This is a genomic window from Leptospira sanjuanensis, assembly GCF_022267375.1.
GTDB classification, from domain to species: Bacteria; Spirochaetota; Leptospiria; order Leptospirales; family Leptospiraceae; genus Leptospira; species Leptospira sanjuanensis.
The window spans coordinates 190,001-207,723 of record NZ_JAIZBH010000002.1; the positions used below are offsets into that span (position 1 = coordinate 190,001).

22 protein-coding genes (1 of these 22 cut by a window edge) are annotated in these 17,723 nt (G+C 45.5%); 14 read left to right on the forward strand and 8 right to left on the reverse strand.

Going from position 1 to position 17,723, the window contains the following annotated elements; all coding sequences use genetic code 11:
- The 3 genes from speE to LFX17_RS18890 form a co-directional block, all read left to right on the forward strand.
- Positions 1 to 104, forward strand: the 3' portion of a protein-coding gene (gene speE, locus LFX17_RS18880) for a polyamine aminopropyltransferase (RefSeq protein WP_238731748.1). The gene continues 739 nt to the left of window position 1, outside the view; only the last 104 of its 843 coding nucleotides appear in the window; its start codon lies beyond the left edge, outside the window; the stop codon is at positions 102 to 104.
- A 21-nt stretch (positions 105 to 125) separates the two neighbouring features.
- Positions 126 to 944, forward strand: a complete 819-nt coding sequence (pyrF, locus tag LFX17_RS18885; RefSeq protein WP_238748293.1) for an orotidine-5'-phosphate decarboxylase — start codon at positions 126 to 128, stop codon at positions 942 to 944.
- Positions 945 to 1,072: 128 nt separating this feature from the next.
- Entirely contained in the window at positions 1,073 to 1,522 is a 450-nt protein-coding gene (locus LFX17_RS18890) for a hypothetical protein (protein WP_238748295.1), read from the forward strand.
- A gap of 94 nt (positions 1,523 to 1,616) precedes the next feature.
- Here LFX17_RS18890 and LFX17_RS18895 read toward each other — a convergent pair whose 3' ends face one another.
- Entirely contained in the window at positions 1,617 to 2,357 is a 741-nt protein-coding gene (locus tag LFX17_RS18895) for a hypothetical protein (protein ID WP_238748297.1), read from the reverse strand.
- A gap of 221 nt (positions 2,358 to 2,578) precedes the next feature.
- Positions 2,579 to 3,301 (reverse strand): hypothetical protein, encoded by a 723-nt coding sequence (locus LFX17_RS18900; RefSeq protein WP_238748306.1) that lies wholly within the window; start codon positions 3,299 to 3,301, stop codon positions 2,579 to 2,581.
- Between the two features lie 427 nt (positions 3,302 to 3,728).
- Here LFX17_RS18900 and LFX17_RS18905 point away from each other — a divergent pair, with 427 nt between their 5' ends.
- From LFX17_RS18905 to LFX17_RS18935, 7 genes are all read left to right on the forward strand, one after another.
- Positions 3,729 to 4,187, forward strand: coding sequence for a YqaA family protein (locus LFX17_RS18905; protein ID WP_238748308.1), 459 nt, complete (start codon positions 3,729 to 3,731; stop codon positions 4,185 to 4,187).
- A 115-nt stretch (positions 4,188 to 4,302) separates the two neighbouring features.
- Positions 4,303 to 5,571: an NAD(P)/FAD-dependent oxidoreductase gene (locus LFX17_RS18910; RefSeq protein WP_238731754.1), complete on the forward strand. Its 1,269-nt coding sequence runs from the start codon at positions 4,303 to 4,305 to the stop codon at positions 5,569 to 5,571.
- Positions 5,568 to 6,344 carry a DUF1365 domain-containing protein gene (locus tag LFX17_RS18915; RefSeq protein ID WP_255717871.1) on the forward strand — a complete coding sequence of 259 codons (777 nt, stop codon included), beginning with the start codon at positions 5,568 to 5,570 and terminating at the stop codon, positions 6,342 to 6,344. Before LFX17_RS18910 ends, LFX17_RS18915 begins: the two co-directional genes overlap by 4 nt.
- The gene (locus LFX17_RS18920) at positions 6,328 to 7,632 is read left to right on the forward strand and encodes an SAM-dependent methyltransferase (RefSeq protein WP_238731755.1); all 1,305 of its coding nucleotides are present in this window, start codon (positions 6,328 to 6,330) and stop codon (positions 7,630 to 7,632) included. The genes LFX17_RS18915 and LFX17_RS18920 overlap by 17 nt, the downstream gene beginning before the upstream one ends.
- Positions 7,633 to 7,673: 41 nt before the next feature.
- Positions 7,674 to 8,192 (forward strand): DUF2062 domain-containing protein, encoded by a 519-nt coding sequence (locus LFX17_RS18925; RefSeq protein ID WP_238748757.1) that lies wholly within the window; start codon positions 7,674 to 7,676, stop codon positions 8,190 to 8,192.
- 26 nt (positions 8,193 to 8,218) lie between these two features.
- Complete coding sequence (locus tag LFX17_RS18930; RefSeq protein ID WP_238731756.1) at positions 8,219 to 9,010, forward strand: DUF1295 domain-containing protein; 792 nt, start codon at positions 8,219 to 8,221, stop codon at positions 9,008 to 9,010.
- 135 nt (positions 9,011 to 9,145) lie between these two features.
- Positions 9,146 to 10,177, forward strand: coding sequence for an SAM-dependent methyltransferase (locus tag LFX17_RS18935; protein ID WP_238748310.1), 1,032 nt, complete (start codon positions 9,146 to 9,148; stop codon positions 10,175 to 10,177).
- A gap of 51 nt (positions 10,178 to 10,228) precedes the next feature.
- On the opposite strand, the gene LFX17_RS18940 is transcribed toward LFX17_RS18935, so the two are convergent.
- From LFX17_RS18940 to LFX17_RS18965, 6 genes are all read right to left on the reverse strand, one after another.
- Positions 10,229 to 10,984, reverse strand: a complete 756-nt coding sequence (locus LFX17_RS18940; protein ID WP_238731758.1) for a hypothetical protein — start codon at positions 10,982 to 10,984, stop codon at positions 10,229 to 10,231.
- Between the two features lie 9 nt (positions 10,985 to 10,993).
- Complete coding sequence (locus LFX17_RS18945) at positions 10,994 to 11,200, reverse strand: hypothetical protein (RefSeq protein ID WP_238731759.1); 207 nt, start codon at positions 11,198 to 11,200, stop codon at positions 10,994 to 10,996.
- A gap of 54 nt (positions 11,201 to 11,254) precedes the next feature.
- Positions 11,255 to 11,860 (reverse strand): hypothetical protein, encoded by a 606-nt coding sequence (locus LFX17_RS18950; protein WP_238748318.1) that lies wholly within the window; start codon positions 11,858 to 11,860, stop codon positions 11,255 to 11,257.
- Positions 11,844 to 12,941 carry a KamA family radical SAM protein gene (locus LFX17_RS18955; RefSeq protein WP_406600717.1) on the reverse strand — a complete coding sequence of 366 codons (1,098 nt, stop codon included), beginning with the start codon at positions 12,939 to 12,941 and terminating at the stop codon, positions 11,844 to 11,846. The genes LFX17_RS18950 and LFX17_RS18955 overlap by 17 nt, the downstream gene beginning before the upstream one ends.
- Positions 12,942 to 13,274: 333 nt before the next feature.
- The gene (locus LFX17_RS18960; protein WP_238731761.1) at positions 13,275 to 13,598 is read right to left on the reverse strand and encodes a hypothetical protein; all 324 of its coding nucleotides are present in this window, start codon (positions 13,596 to 13,598) and stop codon (positions 13,275 to 13,277) included.
- Positions 13,599 to 13,678: 80 nt separating this feature from the next.
- Complete coding sequence (locus LFX17_RS18965; protein WP_238748320.1) at positions 13,679 to 14,590, reverse strand: phosphate ABC transporter substrate-binding protein; 912 nt, start codon at positions 14,588 to 14,590, stop codon at positions 13,679 to 13,681.
- Positions 14,591 to 15,136: 546 nt separating this feature from the next.
- On the opposite strand from LFX17_RS18965, the gene efp reads away from it, so the two are divergent.
- From efp to LFX17_RS18985, 4 genes are read left to right on the forward strand one after another with little or no spacing between them, the layout of a single operon-like run.
- Positions 15,137 to 15,703, forward strand: coding sequence for an elongation factor P (efp, locus tag LFX17_RS18970; protein ID WP_020772460.1), 567 nt, complete (start codon positions 15,137 to 15,139; stop codon positions 15,701 to 15,703).
- Positions 15,704 to 15,721: 18 nt separating this feature from the next.
- Positions 15,722 to 16,255: a 1,2-dihydroxy-3-keto-5-methylthiopentene dioxygenase gene (locus LFX17_RS18975; RefSeq protein WP_238748321.1), complete on the forward strand. Its 534-nt coding sequence runs from the start codon at positions 15,722 to 15,724 to the stop codon at positions 16,253 to 16,255.
- Between the two features lies 1 nt (position 16,256).
- Complete coding sequence (gene mtnB, locus LFX17_RS18980) at positions 16,257 to 17,003, forward strand: methylthioribulose 1-phosphate dehydratase (RefSeq protein ID WP_238731764.1); 747 nt, start codon at positions 16,257 to 16,259, stop codon at positions 17,001 to 17,003.
- 12 nt (positions 17,004 to 17,015) lie between these two features.
- Positions 17,016 to 17,723, forward strand: a complete 708-nt coding sequence (locus LFX17_RS18985) for an SDR family oxidoreductase (RefSeq protein ID WP_238731765.1) — start codon at positions 17,016 to 17,018, stop codon at positions 17,721 to 17,723.

The following is a 17,723-nucleotide window of genomic DNA, read 5'->3' on the forward strand; positions in this document are numbered from 1 at the left end:
ATCCTAAGAGAGTTCCGCAGGGATTGAAGTATTATTCCGCGGAACTGCACAAGGCTGCATTCGTGCTTCCTCAGTTCGCGCAGAAACATATCGTTCGTAAATAAACGTCTTACCGGGGAGGGAATATGAATTTCCAAAGCAAATTCCTGACCCGGAGCCGATCTCTCCAATCGCTTCTCTGTGTCGGACTCGATCCAGACTACTGCAAACTCCCCGAAATTATTAAACGAAGTCCCGAACCTCTCGTGCATTTTTGCAGGGAGATCATCGACGCGACGGCCCCGTATGCGGTCGCGTATAAACCGAATATTGCGTTCTTCGAAGTCTTCGGTTCTTCGGGCATCCGTCAGTTCGAGAAAGTGATCGGACATCTCAAAAGCAATTATCCGCATATCCCGATCGTAGCCGACATCAAACGAGGAGACCTCGATAATACCGCGAGACAATACGCGCGTTATTACTTCGGTGATCTGCAGGTGGATAGTTTAACTTTGTCGCCCTATATGGGCCTCGATTCTCTTCGTCCTTTTTTAGAATATCAGGATCATCTTGTATTCTGGTTGTGTCTGACTTCCAATCCGGACGCCGATCAGTTTCAGAAAAAACGATTCTCCGAAACCGGACGTACTTTGTATGAGGAAGTCGCATACGTAGCGAGTTCGATTTCTCCTTTGAACTTGGGTTTTGTCGTAGGCGCGACCAATCCGACCGAACTTGGAAATCTTCGCAGACAAAACCCGGACCGAGTTTTTTTGATTCCGGGTTTCGGGGCGCAAGGAGCCAAACTCGAAGATTTATTACCCGTTTGCGGCCGTTATTCCCTGATCAATTCATCCAGAGGGATTCACTTCGCGTCGAACGGACTTGACTTCGCGACGCGAGCGGGTCAGGAAGCGGAGAAGATTCACAAGATGATGCAGTCTCAGCTCCCCAATCTTTTTTAATTCCGAAACCTTCTTTTCAAAATCGGGGTTTCAATCGCATTCGAAAAATTTAAAATTCCAGCGGCAAAGAGTTGGATTTCATTCGATCGATGATACGATACGTTGAATCCTGCGGCGAGGTCGGCACTATGAGAACTTCTTCTATTCGAGGACGATCGATTCTTTTTGTTTTATCGTTCGCTTTTTGGTTCGTCCTTTTTTATCCGAATCGAACTCTCGTTGCGGACGATGCAAGGGAGAATCCAAGTTGTCCTTCGGTGGATCGCGGGAATCTTGTATTGAACCTGCATCTGTTTTGCAAAGCGAAGAATATCGAAATTCTTACCGTAAATTTAAACAAGGACAAGATTCGAATTATAGGAATCGAAAAAGAATCGATGGGTTCTACAACCGTTAAGATCGAAATCTCGGAGAAAGAATTCGGAAGAATCTTTTCCGGTTCTATGGAATATCGACTCGTCGAACGATCTTCCAGCTCCGGGCTTTATTGTCAGCCGTATGTCCAAGCGTATCGGATTCCGAAACGTTACAAACGTTGCGTTCATACGATCGAGATCCCGGACCCTCAATTGGAATAATCGATCGTGTTTACCCGATACAACCGTCGAAGAACTCGTTCGAAAGAAATCGTATGCGATCACGATCCCTTTCGATCCATTTGAAGATAACTTTTTAAAACGAAGACAAACTCGCGGTCGATTCCTCTTTTTTGGGAGGTTCGTTTGTTTCTTCTCCGCCGAAATGGAAGCCGAGTCCGATCATACCGGAATAATCGTTGTAATTGATTTTCAGTTCGCGACTGTAATAGCGGCTGATTGCGGAAGCTTCGGCTTCCGTAAAAAGGAAGAATCGATCAAGATTGAGTTTAAAACCCAAACGGGCAAACCCTCGATACGAAGAAAATTTGTCGAATCCGGTGGTTCCGGCGCCGATCGAAAGATACGGATCGAACGTTTTACCCGGTCTCATGTGGAAGGTGGGTCCGATATCCAAAAAGGTCATGGAAAAATTATTTCTTTCCTGAAACCGATTGTCGTGCAACGCGCCGTTGAAAAAAATCTGATTGGAGATGTCCCGCAAATTACTGTTGATGTTATATCCCGCCTGAAGAAGCAGAATAGGGAACGAATCCTCCCAACGATCCGGTATGTTTAGGGAAAAGATTTTGTGAGTAAGTCCGAACTCGAATCCGAAAAATCTAGGATTGTATTCCGCCGAAACTCGATAGTTGTTCGTTTGACCCCTATTTTCATCGTATCGTGTTTCGTGTGCTTCTCCTATACCTCCGCCCGCTTTTAAACTCCAAGGAGCATATTGCGAATTCGACTCCGTCTCCCCTTCGGCAAAAACGACCGCGCCGGGAAACAAGGCGCAAGCCAGAAACATTAGTAAAATTGAATATTTTCTTTTCATAGAGTACTCACTTTGTTGATTGATGCCGCTAGGACCGAAAGGGTTTCAAAAAAAGTTTCAATCAAAAACTTGTTTTTTGGGGCGAGTCAGTTGCAGATGATAAGTTAGGAGCGAGTAGATATAATGTCATCGGCCGAAACACGCGTGATCTCGCCAACAAAAACAGAAAGCCGCACATCGGCGGCTTATGCTAAAATTATAATTTCGGTTTAAACAAATTGCTAAAACGAAGATCGATTGGAAACGGTTTCTTCTTTTTTTGGAGTTTCGTCCCCGCCGCCGAAATGAAAACCGACCCCGATCATCCCCGAATAATCGTTGTAATGCAATCTTAGGTCTCGGTTGTAGTAGCGGTTGATGGCCGACGCTTCCGCTTCCGTAAAAATGAAAAACCGGTCGAAGTTGAGTTTAAAACCCAAACGGGCAAATCCGCGATAGGAAGCGAATCGATCGAAACCGGTGGTTCCGGCTCCGATCGAAAAATACGGATCGAAGGTTTTACCAGGTCTCATATGAAACGTCGGTCCGATGTCTAGAAACGTTAGGTTGAAGTTATTTCTTTCCCGAAGAGGGTCGCTGTGCAGGGAACCGCTAAAGATCGCTCCGTTCAAAACGGAATTGTTCTGTCCTGCGGATTGAAACAACGCGTAAGGAAGAACATGGTTCGTTCGGGGAGGGGCGCTTAAGGAAAAAATCTTGTGTGTTATGCCGAACTCAAAACCGAAATATCTCGGATTGTACTCCGCCGAGATGCGGTAGTTGTTTGTTTTACCCTTGTTTTCCCTGTATTCGGTTTCGCCCACACCTCCGAGACCGCCTCCGGCCTTCAGCGACCACGGCGAAAATTGAGCGTCCGGTTTAGAATCCCCTTGTGCGAAAAGGGAAGAACCGGTAAACATCGTGCAAGCAAGCCCAATTAGTAAAATGGAATATTCTTTTTTCATTGATAGATGACCTCTTTAACAGTGCCTCTAGGACCGCAAGAAGTTCTGAACCTTTCCCGTTCCCGAAAAAACGATTCTATCGGATGATAAAATGTCGAAATATCCGGACTAGAAATCTACATGATCGTAATGAGTTTTATACGTTATGCGGAATCGTATCAAAATCGTTTCGAGACCATCCGATCGTTTTTTGCCTTGCTCCTGAAAAAAAAGTCTGCATCTGACGCTGAATCGGATAGAATCGCATTTATCTACATTGGCTTGAATGCCGGTAAGACCCGCGAGGAAAGAGTAAGATTCCAATCAAACTGAAAAAACGCCCACCTGTGATTCCGCCTCGATGGAAATGGTTAAAAAATCAACGACGGAAATTTCGATTTCGAAAACTCTGGAAACCGATTTCAAAAGTTGAAGATCGGGGATCGAATTGGAATTTGCACTTTGGGAAAGCCTTTCTAAACTCATTCCGCTTTATGGCGGTCCCGGCCTCGCAGTTGTTTCCTTTGCCGCCGCGACCATCTTCCCGTTCAGCTCCGAAGCGGCGCTCGCACTCGCGATCGTATCCGGACTTCCGCCGCTCGAAGCGGTGATTTGGGCCTCGTTCGGAAATTGTGCGGCCTGTCTGTTGAATTACGGACTCGGCTACGGATCTGAAACGTTCGTTCACAAGAAGCTCGATTCTTCTCCTATCTTTCATAAGCTTTTCGAAAGAATGCAAAAGACGGGATGGCCGATTCTATTCTTGTCGTTTCTGCCTGTGATCGGCGATCCAATCACCATTCTGTCCGGCTTCTTTAAACAAAGATTGATTTTGTTTGTGAGTGTAGTGTTCACTCTGCGGATCGTTCGCTATATTCTTCTCGCCTATTTCTTTTTTAAATCTTAGAAATATTTTCCATTCGATGAGCCTTGTATGTTTCGAACTTACAAGCGAACGAATTCTTAAGATTCAATAACTTTTTTTCACATCCGATCGTATTCCCACTGTCTATAATACCGAAATGAAAAAAGAGTCCCTTGCGATCGTTGGAACGGGAATATCAGGAATGGGCTGCGCTCATTTTTTACAAAAGGATTTCGAGCTTACAATCTATGAAAAGGATTCGTATATCGGAGGTCATACCAATACCGTAGACGTCGATGAGGACGGTAAGACGATTCCGATCGACACCGGATTTATCGTGTTCAATCACGTGACCTATCCGAATTTGAAACGTCTTTTCGAGGAGCTGCACGTTCCCACGAAAAAGACTTCGATGTCTTTCAGTGTTCAACACGTCGCAAAAGGACTTGAGTTTTGCGGTTCAGGAATCGGAGGTCTTTTTGCGCAGAAAAGAAACTTTTTGAATCCGAGATTCCTGCGGCTTTTGTACAATATAAACCGCTTTAACAACGAAGCGCCTCGAATTTTAGAAGATTCAAAATATCTACATTACACTTTGGACGAATATATAGAAGCAGCAGGGTATCATCGGGATCTCCTCGAATATTATCTTGTTCCGATGAGCTCCGCGGTTTGGTCTACACCGGATGATCGAATGGCTCGGTTTCCCGCATACGCGCTGGTTCGTTTTTTTCTCAACCACGGATTTATGGGTTTAAATACGCAGCATCAATGGTATACGGTTCACGGTGGATCGAAGGAATACGTTAAACGTCTGACAGCGCCGTTTCTGGATCGGATTTACACGAAGACGGCGGTTCGTTCCGTCGAATCTGAGGGCAAGAAAGTTCGCATAACACTGAATAACGGTCAATCCAATCTTTTTGATAAGGCGATTCTTGCGACGCACGCCGACACTTCGTTAAAGCTGCTGAAAAAACCTTCTTCTTTGCAAAAAGAACTCCTCAAAGAATTCGAATACCAGAGGAATATCGCGACCCTGCACACGGACCGAAGTTTTATGCCGAAAAAGAAACTCGCTTGGTCTTCTTGGAATTATCGCATGCAAAACGTGGAAGGAAGAATGAAAGCGTTCACCGTTTATTGGATGAATTGTCTGCAGGGAGTTAGCGACAAAAGGGATTATTTCGTATCCATCAACGATCCGGGAACCGTCGATCCTAAAAAGGTCATTCAAGAAATTGAATATCATCATCCTCTCTTCAATGTCGGTTCTTTTCGGGCACAAGCGCGTCTGCCCGAACTCAACCGAAAAGGAAATATTTTCTTTTGCGGAAGTTATTTCCGAAACGGATTTCACGAAGACGGACTTTGGTCGGCGAGAATGTTAAGCGAAACTCTTTTAAATCGGAGAGTTTGGGATTGAATTCCTGCGTCTTTCAGGCAAACGTGATGCACGATCGGCGATTCCCGAAACGGAATCGTTTCCGATACGGTATATTTACGTTTGCGCTTGATCTTGACGAACTCGAGGAATTGGATTCGAAGTTTCGGTGTTTCGGTTTTGAAAAACGTGCTTTGTTCCGTTTTTCAAAGGCGGACCATCTCGATTTCGGAAAGAGGAACGTCAAAGAAAATATATTAGAATATTTGCAATCGAATGGAATCACGGACCCGATCGCTAAAGTGATTTTGGTTACCAATCTAAGAGTAATGGGATACGTCTTCAATCCGGTGTCGTTTTATTTTTTTTACGGACCGGAGGATTCTCCGGTTTGTGCGGTCGCGGAAGTGGGGAATACGTTCGGGGAACAGAAACCGTTCCTGCTCGGAAAGGAAACTTGGAAGGACGGCGCTTTTCGGATGAAAACCGGAAAGTTCTTTTATGTTTCTCCCTTTGTCGGATTAAAATCCGAATTCGAATTCGTTCTGAAACCGACGGACGAAGGTTTGAACATTCGGATCGACGCCTTGGAAGAAGGGCAGACCGTGATGGTGACCACCTATGTCGGAAAGAAGCTGGAGTTTAACGATCGGAATCTGATTTTCCTATTCTTCCGCTATCCGCTGGTTACGGTTCAAGTAATCGTTTTAATTCATTGGCAGGCCTTCCGGTTATTTCTGAAAGGCCTCCCTTATATTCAAAAAAATGAAAATATCAATTTGCAAAAAGGAGTTCACATTGGAAAGAACCACTGAATCCGAAATCAAGTTTCCAGATTCGGGAATCGAAATCCCTTCCTCCGAATCGAATTCTTTTAAATTTTATAGGAGCGTGTTTTTCAAAGCGCTTTCCAAAATGCGAAAGGGTTCGATCCGATTGATTCTTCCGAACGGTGAAAAAGCGTATTTAGGCAATCCGGAAAGCGACGATCCGGCCGAATTTCACAAAGGGATCATTCACATTCACAATCCGGTTTTTTTTAAAAAGACGGTGTTAAACGGAGACCTCGGTTTTTCCGAATCGTATATGGACGGAGATTGGGACACGGACGATATACGAGCGATCATATCTTGGTTTCTGTACAATTTGGAAGATTCCCCCTCCGTGAGCGGAAGTAAGAATCGTTTTGCGCATTTGAGTTGGACGAATCTAGGAAGCAGACTTCTGCATCTCTTTCGAAGAAACTCCGTCTCGGGAAGTAAAAAGAATATCGTGGAACATTACGATCTTGGAAACGATTTTTATAATAAGTTTCTCGATCCTACGATGACGTATTCCTGCGCTTATTTTAAATCGATGGAAGAATCTTTGGAAAAGGCGCAACTCACAAAGCTTGAGATTCTTTGTAAGAAACTTAGATTGCAAGAATCCGATCATCTTTTGGAAATCGGAACGGGATGGGCCGGGTTGTCGACCTATGCCGCGAAACACTACGGTTGTAAGGTGACGACGTATACGATTTCGGAGGAACAATATCGTTACGCGAACGAAAAAATCCGAAAAGAACATCTATCGGATCGTATCGAGGTTCGTCTTGCGGATTACCGCAAAGTGGAAGGACAGTATGATAAACTTGTAACGGTCGAGATGTTGGAGGCCGTGGGACACGAATATTTCGAGGACTTCTTTGCGATGTGCAATCGTGTTTTGAAGAAGGACGGAATCATGGCGCATCAGATCATCACTTCTCCCGATTCGCGCTATCAATCATTCCGCAAAGGAGTGGATTTCATTCAGAAACATATCTTTCCGGGTTCTCTTTTACCTTCGATCGCGAGAATCAACCAAGCGATCAATCGAACGAGCGACTTTCATCTGCATTCTTTGGAGGACATCGGAATCAAATACGATCATACTCTGATGACTTGGTTGAAAGGGTTCGATTCCAATATCGCTCTGATCCGCGATATGGGTTTTGACGAATCCTTTATCCGCAAATGGAGATATTACTTTTCTTATTGCGCGGCCGCCTTTTCGATGAGAAATATCAGCGTCGTTCAAGTCGTTTATACAAGACCGAACAACTTGAGTCTGCGCTCTTAAAATCGGATCGGAAACACTCTGTGGAAAAAGAAACGACCTCGATGAATGCGGATCACACTGGAACGAAACGGAAATCGTTTTTCCATTTTCTCAAACATTTTTCCCCAAAGAACGTGATGGACATCATCAGGAGGGAGCTGAAATCGGGAATCACACCCGAAAAGATTTCCTTGAGCATCGTCGTCGGTGCGGGGATCGGCGTCTTTCCTCTGATAGGAACGACGATGACTTTGTGCGGGATCGCGGGCGTTCTGCTTCGTTTGAATCCGGTTTCGATCCAGCTCGCCAATTATCTCGTGTATCCTCTGCAGATTCTTTTGATCTTTCCTTTTTTAAAAACGGGATCGGCCGCTACGGGAACTGCTCTCAACCTGGATTGGGCGGAAACCATCTCCGTGGATAACGTTTCCGCAATCGCAAAAGGAATCTTCGACGTAGCGGGGTTTGCCGTATTGGGTTGGTTGATCTGGGTTCCGGGAATTTCACTGCTTCTATATTTTCTGCTTTTGCCTTTTATGAAGAAGGCGAGCAAATTGTTTCAATCCAAAAAAGATCGATAACGTTTTCTAAAGGATGTCGTATTAAAATGATATTACAAATTCTTACTTTGATGTTAAGCGCGTGGGGTGCGGTCGCCGTTTTGATGTCGCTTCTTTGGTGGATCGGTAAAAAAGCGAAGAATTATGCGATCGTCGACGTGGGCTGGGGACTTTGTATATCGACCGCTGCGATCGTTTATTATTGGTTAGGCGACGGATTTCCGCTCCGCACCGCGCAGATCACTTCGATTGTCGCGTTTTGGGGTTGGAGACTTTCTCTTTTTATCCTGGTCACGCGCGTTTTTAAAGGTCACGAAGACGCTCGTTACACGGCCTTTCGCGCGGATTACGGCGATCAAGTCGATCGCAAGTTTTTTACCAATATCTTTCAGTTTCAGGGAATTCTCGCGGTGTTGTTGAGTATTCCGTTCGTGTTCCCGAATTTAAACGATAATCCGAATCAGAGCGATTTCGAACTCGCGGGACTTGTGCTTTTTGTTTTAGCGGTGATCGGAGAATCGTGGGCGGATTTTCAGTTGAACGAATTTAAAAAAAATCCGAGCAACCAAGGAAAAGTCTGCGATGTCGGACTCTGGAAATATTCCCGTCATCCGAATTATTTCTTTGAGTGGCTGATCTGGGTCGCTTTCGGTTTGTTCGCGCTCGGTTCTCCGTTCGGGTGGATCGGTTTGATTTCTCCGGTCGTCATGTTTATTCTTTTGACCAAAGTCACGGGCGTTCCATTGAACGAGGTCGGTCAGTTGAAATCCAAAGGCGATCTTTATCGGGAATACATGCGGAAGACGAACGCATTCTTCCCCTGGTTCCCGAAGGATTGATCTAGTCGAAACGATTGTCTTGTGTTCCGTCTTTTTTTGTCCGATTCTTATTTCGATAAATCGGATCGGAACGGACGGATGAGAGTGAAGGAAAATTAGAAAAATTGAATATTTTAAATAGGATGGAACCTCGCAATGAAGTGGATGTATGATCTGATGGAAAAGGATGTTTTTCCCCATTGGCTGATCCGTTTTCAGATTCGTCGACTTTTGAAACAAAGACTCGAGCAGGAAAATCAGGGTTCTCTTGAAGCCGATCAGAGACGATTGATTTCCTATGTGGAAACGCTCAAAAAATCTCCGATCGCCGTTCATACTTCCGCGGCAAACGAACAACACTACGAGGTTCCTGCCGATTTTTTTAAGCTCGTAATGGGAAAACACATGAAATACAGTTCGGGTTATTGGGAAACCCCGAACGTCTCTTTCGATGAATCCGAACGAAGAATGCTCGAGATCACCTGTCAACGAGCCAAGATCGAAAACGGTATGAGCGTATTGGATCTCGGTTGCGGTTGGGGTTCTTTATCCTTGTATCTTGCGGAAAACTTTCCGAAATCCTCGATTACCGGCGTTTCCAATTCCAAAAGCCAGAAGAAATACATAGACGAACAGGCAAAGAAACGCGGTCTGAAAAACCTAACGATCCTTACCGCCGACATGAACGAGTTTCGTATTTCGAAAAAGTTCGATCGTCTTGTTTCCGTGGAAATGCTGGAACACATGAAGAATTACGAAAAGCTTTTCGAGAAGTTTGCGTCCTTTCTCAAGCCGAAGGGTTACTTCTTCGTCCATATTTTTACGCATCACAAATACGCGTATGCGTTCGAAGTCGTGGACGATACTGACTGGATGTCCAAATATTTCTTTACCGGCGGTCAGATGCCTTCGCACGATCTGTTTTTATACTTTCAAAAAGATTTTCAAATTCGGAATCAATGGGTCGTCAACGGAAAACACTACGCGCTCACTTCCGAAGAGTGGCTGAAGGGAATGGTTCGAAACCGCGATGAAATTTTGGAAATCTTTTCCGAAACGTACGGTAAGAATCAGGCCTTAAAGTGGTTCGTTTATTGGAAAGTGTTCTTTATGGCCTGTGCCGAACTTTGGAAATACGGAAACGGGGAAGAATGGATCGTTTCCCATTATCTGTTCTCGAAACGTTAGACGAAATCTTGCGTCCGTCGCGAAAGGATCGGCGGACGAACGGTCGGATTTTTAGTAATTCAGTTTGAGAATCTTGATTTCCTTTTCTTCGAAACGAATCGTGTCCTTGAGGGTCTGGAACTTTTCGGCGGAAAAAGGATTCTGATGATTTCGAATCTCCGTCTTCAACTTTAGGATTTCCTCATAGAGTCCGAGGATTTCCAAAGTGTTTTCGTTCGCTTCCTTGCGGTAGAGTTCGCGCACCATCGAGATCAATCTCGTCGGGATATCGGCGTGAACCACTTCGATCCAACTCAAATCTTCGATCTCGCGGAACATCCAATTCTGAAGATACAGAGCCACGAGTCTTTCCATTCTCATGATCTCTTCTTTCGTGCTGCGGGGAGAAATACTTTTATAAAAACGATATCGTTTTCTGAGATGTTTACCGGCGGCCACCGAGTCGACGGGTTGATTCTTAAGTTTCGTCCATTCTCCCATTAAGGAAGGAAAGGATTCTTTGCCGTAGAAAGGTTCGCCGAGTTCACAGATGTGAACCGCCGAAGGTTCGAATACTCTGAGTCTTGCAAGAAATGAATCCGTGTCCGCCGTGACGAGATGCACCGGTGCGATCTCTTCCAATGGACTTAGAATCGCGTTGATCTCTCTCAAAAACGTGCTTTTGAGTTGATCGCTCGGATCGGCCAAAAGAAAAAAATTATAGTCGGACGAATCTTTGAAATCTCCCCTTTGTCTGGATCCGTAAAAAAGGACCTCGAACGGTTTTAGGGAAAATACGGTTTGCAGATTTTGTTTGATCGACTCCATCTTCCCTCTCTATTCAAAAAATAATTTCATACGTGATAAGTTCTCGAGAATCGCATCGTACGCCCGGTCTCTTTCTTCCGGATTTCGAAACGGTAAGGATTTGATATGGTTGAGATCGTTGTAGATAATCTCGATCGAGTTGGAAGAGGGGTTCTTTTTGATCGTGGATATATAATCCAGGTTGATGATTTCAGAATCTCCCAGCTTCAACCACATACCAGATCCTTGCAAAGGATAGGATACGGACCTGTACCGAATCGGTCAAGAAGACTAAAAAATTCTGAGACCTTTGCGGATATTTTCATGAAATTCTTTTCCAAGGACGGCCGGAGATTCCCCCGAATCGTTTTTGGACAGAGTTTCAAAGACGAAAATAAAGGATTCCTTCTGCCATTCCCAGCGGATGTAATATTTCCCGTTATGAATTCCCGTTAAAACGCTGGCCCTTGAGTCGTTGGGCATGGAAAAATATTGATATTGTTTATTCTTCAGCGAACCGAGTTCGTCGGCCGTCAGAATATGTTTGAAATCGATCTGATTGTCTTCGGTATAGGAAGAAGCTCGGATTCGATCGAATTTGTGCGCCGACGAATGGATCGAAAAGTCGTAAAATAGTCCTCTTGCGAACAACCTGCCCGATTCGTAGAGGGTAACCCCTTCGGACGTATCGTAAACGACGTCGTAGTTGAGTCTCAGATAGCGTGGAGTTTCCGCAGCGGAAGCGGTTCCCTTGCTTTCCTGTGTTTTGCACTGCAACGTAACCGCAAAGACGACGACAAACACAAGTGCGAGAAACAAACCGATCCACGTTTCGGAGACCTCTCGGAGGCGGAATTTTCCCTCGAAAAACGCACTTCGCTTAATAACTGATTTCATAGAGTTCGTCCTGATAGTTTCGGAATACGTACGAATGATCCGTCTTTTCCGCGAGATAATCGGTCGGAAGCGGAACCTTGCCTCCGCCTCCGGTCAAATCGACCACGTAAAGAGGAACGGAAAGGCCCGAAATTTTTCCCCGAATCTGCTTCATGATTTCGACTCCTTTGGAGATCTCGACCCGGAATCCGCCGCTTCCCCAAACCTCGTCGCACTGATGGAGGTAATAGGGTTTGATCCCGATCGCGGTCAATCCGTAGAACAAATCTTTTAAAGTTTCCGCGGAATCGTTGATCCCTTTGAGCAGAACTCCCTGGTTCAAAACCATCACGTTTCCTTGCTGGATGAGAAGCGCGATTCTTTCCTTTACCAAAGGTGTGATTTCTTTCGGATGATTGAAGTGCGTTACGAGATAGATCGGAAAATGTTTTTTCAATACGGCGCATAACGAAGCATCGATTCGCATCGGAAGAGTTACGGGATATCGGGAATGAATCCGAACCTGATTGATATGCGAAATGGATTTGAGTTCGCCTAAAAGATAATCCAATTTCTCGTCCGAAAGATTGAGCGGATCTCCTCCGGATAAGATCACTTCCTTAATTTCAGGATGCGATCGAAAGTAAGCGAGAGCCTGATCCCATTCTTCTTTGCCCGGAGTGTGAATGGATTTGCTGACCTTTCGTTTGCGCGTGCAGAATCTGCAATACACGGCGCATACGTGCGATAAATACCAAAGGGCGCGATCGGGATAACGGTGGGTAACGCCCTTGACGGGCATGTGCGCTTCTTCGGCGAGAGGGTCCTGCCTTTCAAAACCGTTTCGGATCAATTCTTCTTTGCGAGGAACGATTTGCAAACGGATCGGACAATGGGGATCTTTTTGATCCGCGAGACGTAAGTAATACGGCGTAACCGAAAATTCGAAGAACTCGGAACAAGCGTCAAAGGAAAGTTTTTCCGTCGGCGTCAACTCGAGATGTTCGGACAACTCGCTTTGTGTTTTGATACGATTTTGAATCTGCCACTTCCAATTCAGCCATTGAGGAGAAGTTGTCTCCCAGTCGGAGGAACGAGGCACGAGATTTGTGAATGAAGAATTAGACAGCGGTTTAACCCCGAGAAACGGTTCTACTGAAATCCTCCGACGAGAACTCCTTGCGTCAACCAAGAAGTGAAATCGCTTCTTTCTAAAAAAAAACCGGAAGTAGGACTTTCGAAACCTCTTCCGGCAATCGTTTTCTATTGCATCTCCGATTGGGAAATTCTCACTTTTTTAGGAGATTCAGGACAAGAATGAGAAGAATCCGAAGGGAGATTCTGTTTACATTCGAGGATGGAATTCTTTTTGCCCAAAGAACGTCCATCCTTGAACGGGGAGACTTACTCCCTCGATACAGAATTGAATGTGTCCTTAAACAGCCGTCGGAGGAGGTAGAGAAAGGTAACGAAAGGAAAGAGAACCTCTACCGGATATGATTTCGATTTTCAGGATAGAATGAGAAGGTAAGAATTTGCCCGAGAAAGAATCGATTCTGAAGAAATCGACAAGCCCTTTATCGTCGTCTCCCGAAGAGAGATTTTTGGTGAAGGGATTGGAAACCTGCTGAATGGTTCTGGATTGAGCCTTGACTCGAACGACCGGTTTGTAGGATTCCAATCGGCTTTCCGCAAAACTATCCGCGAGGAAACATCCTGCGACAAGCAACGCGACGACTCCGAGTATAGCACGGCCCATAACGTTGTATTAGATCCCGAGAATGTCGAAAATCAATCGTTTTCTGCGAAAAAAATCCCGAGATCCTTTCGTTTTTTATCCTATTTTTTGACTTCCACTTCCACTGTAGGAAGGGTTCCTCTCAAATAACCGCTTTTGAGAATCGTCTTTTGTCCGTCTTCGCTCGTTACATACGTGATGAAGTCGTCGATCTTTTGTCCGTGATCGGAAAGATAAAAGAGATACAATCCTCGGGAGAGTTCGTATTTTCTGTTATATACGTTTTCGATGCTCGGAACGACGAACGGTTCCTTTCCGCTCAAGGAATATTCCAGAGCACGAACGCGTCCTTTGTTCTCGAAAACGGCGCTTCCCATTCCCATGAACCCGATCGAGTTTTGGTTTCCGTCGATCGCGGCCGCCATTGCGTCGTTGTCCGCAACCACCTTGGCAGTTTTCACGTACCCTACGTTCTTTCTCACTTCAAAGTTCTTGATTCCTAAATCCTTTTGTTTCAAGACGTGCGTTTCAAAGTAAGCCGCGGTTCCCGATTTGTCGTTTCGGATCACCACGTCGATCTTTCCGGGTTTTCCTCCGACCTTGGACCAATCGGAGATTTCTCCGGCGAATATTTTAGAAGCGTTTTCCAGGCTGATCTTGCGAACCGGATTGGATGGATGAACGATGATTGCGATTCCGTCGTAAGCGACTGCGAGAGATTCGAATTTTCCTTTGGAGTCGAATTCCTTCAGTTCGGTTTCGGTCAGAGGCCTGCTCGCCGCCGCGATGTCCGTTTTACCTTGAAATAACTTTTCGATTCCTTCGATCGAGCCTCCGCCGTGAACAACGACTTGGACTCCGGAGTTTTTTCGGGAATATTCCAATCCGATCATCTGCAACATTATGTGCATCGTTTCCGAACCGGTGACGGTGATCGTTTCTTTCGGTTTGCAATTTCCTGTAAATGCCGCGGCAAGGATGACCGCGGATAGAATTGTGGATCTTAATTTCATACGTCTGTTTTTACGTTCCTATGGAATTCTCCGGGAGAATGCCGTTCGCATCCAAAAAGTCTATTACAATTCGCGCGTGAATTGTTACAAATTGATACAGCCGTTTTGATCGGTCGGAGAAAGACATTCTTGGCATTGAGTAGAAGGATTATCGTGGCCTCTTAGAGAGCACCGTACAACCCTAGGATGTGGGAACTCTTACAAAAAGAAATAGAAGCAAATCGATGAATTTTTGGTAATTTGTGGGAGCTCCCACATTTTGCGATTAGCTTGACAACCGTCCCTTTTAGAGTTTCGAGACGAGTTCTTCGCTTTTGGATTTTGAGATCTTAGTTTCGGGTTTTAGTTTTTGGGTTCTTAGCTTTTGAGATCTTAGCTTCGCAAAGAGCCAATCGCTGATCGCTCCGCGGCTCTTTGGCCACAACGCTCCCTATGGGTTGCGTTGAAGAACTCAGCAGAACTGCTTTGCAGTTCTGGGTTCTTTTTCTTGACAGGGGGGCCTTTTCCCGAGAAATAGAAGGAGGTAAATTATTCTTAGGAAATTCCATGACTCTTGGCATCACAGAAGTAAAAAAAGGTATGGTTCTCAAAGTGGAAGGGGATCTTTATTCGGTAGTCAAAACCGAATTCGTAAACCCGGGAAAGGGTTCTGCGTTTATTAGAACCAAACTTAAGAACCTCACCAGAAACAGCTCGATCGAACGCACCTTCAAGGCGGCGGAAAAACTGGAAAGCGTCGAGTTGGAAAAAAGAAACATGACCATCTGCTACACCGAAGGCGACGACATCATCTTCATGGATTCCAACGACTTCGAACAGATGCCGGTGTCTAAAGAATATGTGGAGGACATTCTTCCGTTCTTAAAGGAAGAAACCGCGATGGAAGTTACGTTCTACGAAGGCAAACCGATCGGAGTCATTCCTCCGAACTTCTCCATCCTTCAAGTTACTTATGCGGAAGAAGGTCTCAAAGGGGACACTTCCGGTACGGCTCAAAAAAGAGTCACCGTCGAAACCGGCGGAGAAATCAATGTTCCGATATTCGTAAAGCAGGGCGACGTTATAAAAATAGACCTGCGCGATCTCACTTACGTAGAAAGGGTCAACAAATAACAATCTGCGGAGGTATCTATGGCAACGATAGTAAGACAAAACGGACAAGCGCCGATTCAGGAAACGAACGAAGTGAAATCCTTTCTCAAAGAGAGAGGAATCGACTACGATCATTGGGTGGTTCCGCCTAACGCGGCAAATCTTACCGATAAGGAAGTGTTGGCCGATTCGGAAAAAGAGGAACTTCTGAAAAAACTGGACGATCGTTTTGAAACTCTCAAAGCCAAAGAAGGTTATCAATCCCGCGATTTGATCGTGCTTCATCCGAACGTTTCCGGATTGAACGAGATGCTCGCGAAATTCGACCGGGTTCATTATCACACGGACGAAGAGGTTCGATACATCGTGGACGGATCGGGAGTATTCGGTTTCGCCTTAAAGGGCGAGAAGTTTCTCGTTCACGTTTATAAGGACGACTTCATCTCCGTTCCAAGAAACACGAACCACTGGTTTTATCTCGACGATAAAAAAAGAATCAAAGCGGTACGTTACTTTCAGGATATGAGCGGTTGGGTTCCGAACTACGTGGAAGAAACGAATACTCTGGACTGATATGTCCGTTAAAAAACAATTGGAGCGGCTCTCGGAATTGGGAGCCGTCTATCACAAAAACGGATGGATGCCCGGAACCGCCGGGAATCTTTCCGTTCGTGTTCCGGAAGAATCCGGATTTTGGGTCAGCGGGAGCGGACTCGACAAAAATCTTCTCAACAAACGCAATTTTCTCTACGTGGATTTGGAATCGGGGCAGCCGGTGGATTCCAAAAATTCCAAGGCGACCAAAGGATTAAAGCCGAGCGCCGAAACTTCGATCCATCGCGCCGTATATCGTGCGTTAGACGGGGTTTCCTGCGGTCTTCATGTTCACACTCTCGAATCGAATTTAATCCGCGCGAACACTTCCAAAAACGAACCCGTTGCTTTACTCGAACTCCCCACAATCGAAATCCTGAAGGCATACGGAATCTGGGAAGAAAATCCAAAGGTTTACGTTCCTGTAATATACAATTTTCCGAATGTGCAGGATATCTCCGATTGTTTGGAAAAGTATCTCAAGGATTACAGACCTAAGGTTCCGTTCTGCATCATCGAAAAACACGGTATCACCGTTTGGGGAAAGGATACGATTCAGGCGAATCGGAATCTGGAAGCGACGGACTTTATTCTCAAATATATGGTCTCTTGGAAAAATCTTTCTTATCCGGGAGAAACGAAAAATCTGCCTACCGACGCATCGGAGCTGGATCGTCAGGAAGTCTTCTCCACCGAATTTCCGGTTTATCCCGCGACTTTCTCTTAAGGGGAAGATCCTTTGTCCTCCGAAAAAGAACACAAGCCCATTCTCGTAGCCGGGGCCGGTTCCGGCATCGGAAAGTCCGTATTAGAAAACTTGAATTTACTTTCGCGGGACGCGATCGGGATTTCCAGAACCGGCGCCGAGTGGAAAAACGCGGAAAGCGGAAGTCCGTTCGAATACGGAAAGAATTTTCAGTGCAATCTTTCCAGGCAGTCCGAGGTTCTCGAGTTCGTGGGCGCTCTGAAATCGCAGGTGAATTCCTTGTCCGGAGTGTATTTTACCTTCGGAAGCGGACTTTTTAAATCCGTGGATCAAATCGCATTAGAAGAATGGAATGCACATTTCGTTCTCAATCTGAATTCTCTCTTTTTACTCACGAAGGAGATTCTGCCGCTGTTGCGGGCCGGTTCCTTTTTGTGTTATCTTTCTTCCACCGCCGGTTATCAGGGCTTTCCGAACTCGACGGCGTATTGTGCGAGCCGCCACGCGATTGCGGGTTTTGCAAAAGCGCTTCGGGAAGAATTAAAATCCCAGGGAATCCGGGTCATTACGGTTTATCCCGGTGCGGTTTATACGGATATCTGGAAGGGAAGGGAAGGGTTCGAACAGGACGACATGATCCCCGTGGATGATTTCGGGAAATGGCTCGCGACTCTCGCGACTCTTCCCGATGCGGTCTATCCGGACGAAATCCGCTTATTGCCTCGCAAAGGGATTTTATAA

Bases quoted from the DNA above. Each gene is read 5' to 3' on its own strand.
- pyrF (WP_238748293.1), top strand. From the start codon at position 126: ATGAATTTCCAAAGCAAATTCCTGACCCGGAGCCGATCTCTCCAATCG.
- LFX17_RS18890 (WP_238748295.1), top strand. From the start codon at position 1,073: ATGAGAACTTCTTCTATTCGAGGACGATCGATTCTTTTTGTTTTATCG.
- LFX17_RS18895 (WP_238748297.1), bottom strand. From the start codon at position 2,357: ATGAAAAGAAAATATTCAATTTTACTAATGTTTCTGGCTTGCGCCTTG.
- LFX17_RS18900 (WP_238748306.1), bottom strand. From the start codon at position 3,301: ATGAAAAAAGAATATTCCATTTTACTAATTGGGCTTGCTTGCACGATG.
- LFX17_RS18910 (WP_238731754.1), top strand. From the start codon at position 4,303: ATGAAAAAAGAGTCCCTTGCGATCGTTGGAACGGGAATATCAGGAATG.
- LFX17_RS18925 (WP_238748757.1), top strand. From the start codon at position 7,674: ATGAATGCGGATCACACTGGAACGAAACGGAAATCGTTTTTCCATTTT.
- LFX17_RS18930 (WP_238731756.1), top strand. From the start codon at position 8,219: ATGATATTACAAATTCTTACTTTGATGTTAAGCGCGTGGGGTGCGGTC.
- LFX17_RS18935 (WP_238748310.1), top strand. From the start codon at position 9,146: ATGAAGTGGATGTATGATCTGATGGAAAAGGATGTTTTTCCCCATTGG.
- LFX17_RS18940 (WP_238731758.1), bottom strand. From the start codon at position 10,984: ATGGAGTCGATCAAACAAAATCTGCAAACCGTATTTTCCCTAAAACCG.
- LFX17_RS18945 (WP_238731759.1), bottom strand. From the start codon at position 11,200: ATGTGGTTGAAGCTGGGAGATTCTGAAATCATCAACCTGGATTATATA.
- LFX17_RS18950 (WP_238748318.1), bottom strand. From the start codon at position 11,860: ATGAAATCAGTTATTAAGCGAAGTGCGTTTTTCGAGGGAAAATTCCGC.
- LFX17_RS18960 (WP_238731761.1), bottom strand. From the start codon at position 13,598: ATGGGCCGTGCTATACTCGGAGTCGTCGCGTTGCTTGTCGCAGGATGT.
- LFX17_RS18965 (WP_238748320.1), bottom strand. From the start codon at position 14,590: ATGAAATTAAGATCCACAATTCTATCCGCGGTCATCCTTGCCGCGGCA.
- efp (WP_020772460.1), top strand. From the start codon at position 15,137: ATGACTCTTGGCATCACAGAAGTAAAAAAAGGTATGGTTCTCAAAGTG.
- LFX17_RS18975 (WP_238748321.1), top strand. From the start codon at position 15,722: ATGGCAACGATAGTAAGACAAAACGGACAAGCGCCGATTCAGGAAACG.
- mtnB (WP_238731764.1), top strand. From the start codon at position 16,257: ATGTCCGTTAAAAAACAATTGGAGCGGCTCTCGGAATTGGGAGCCGTC.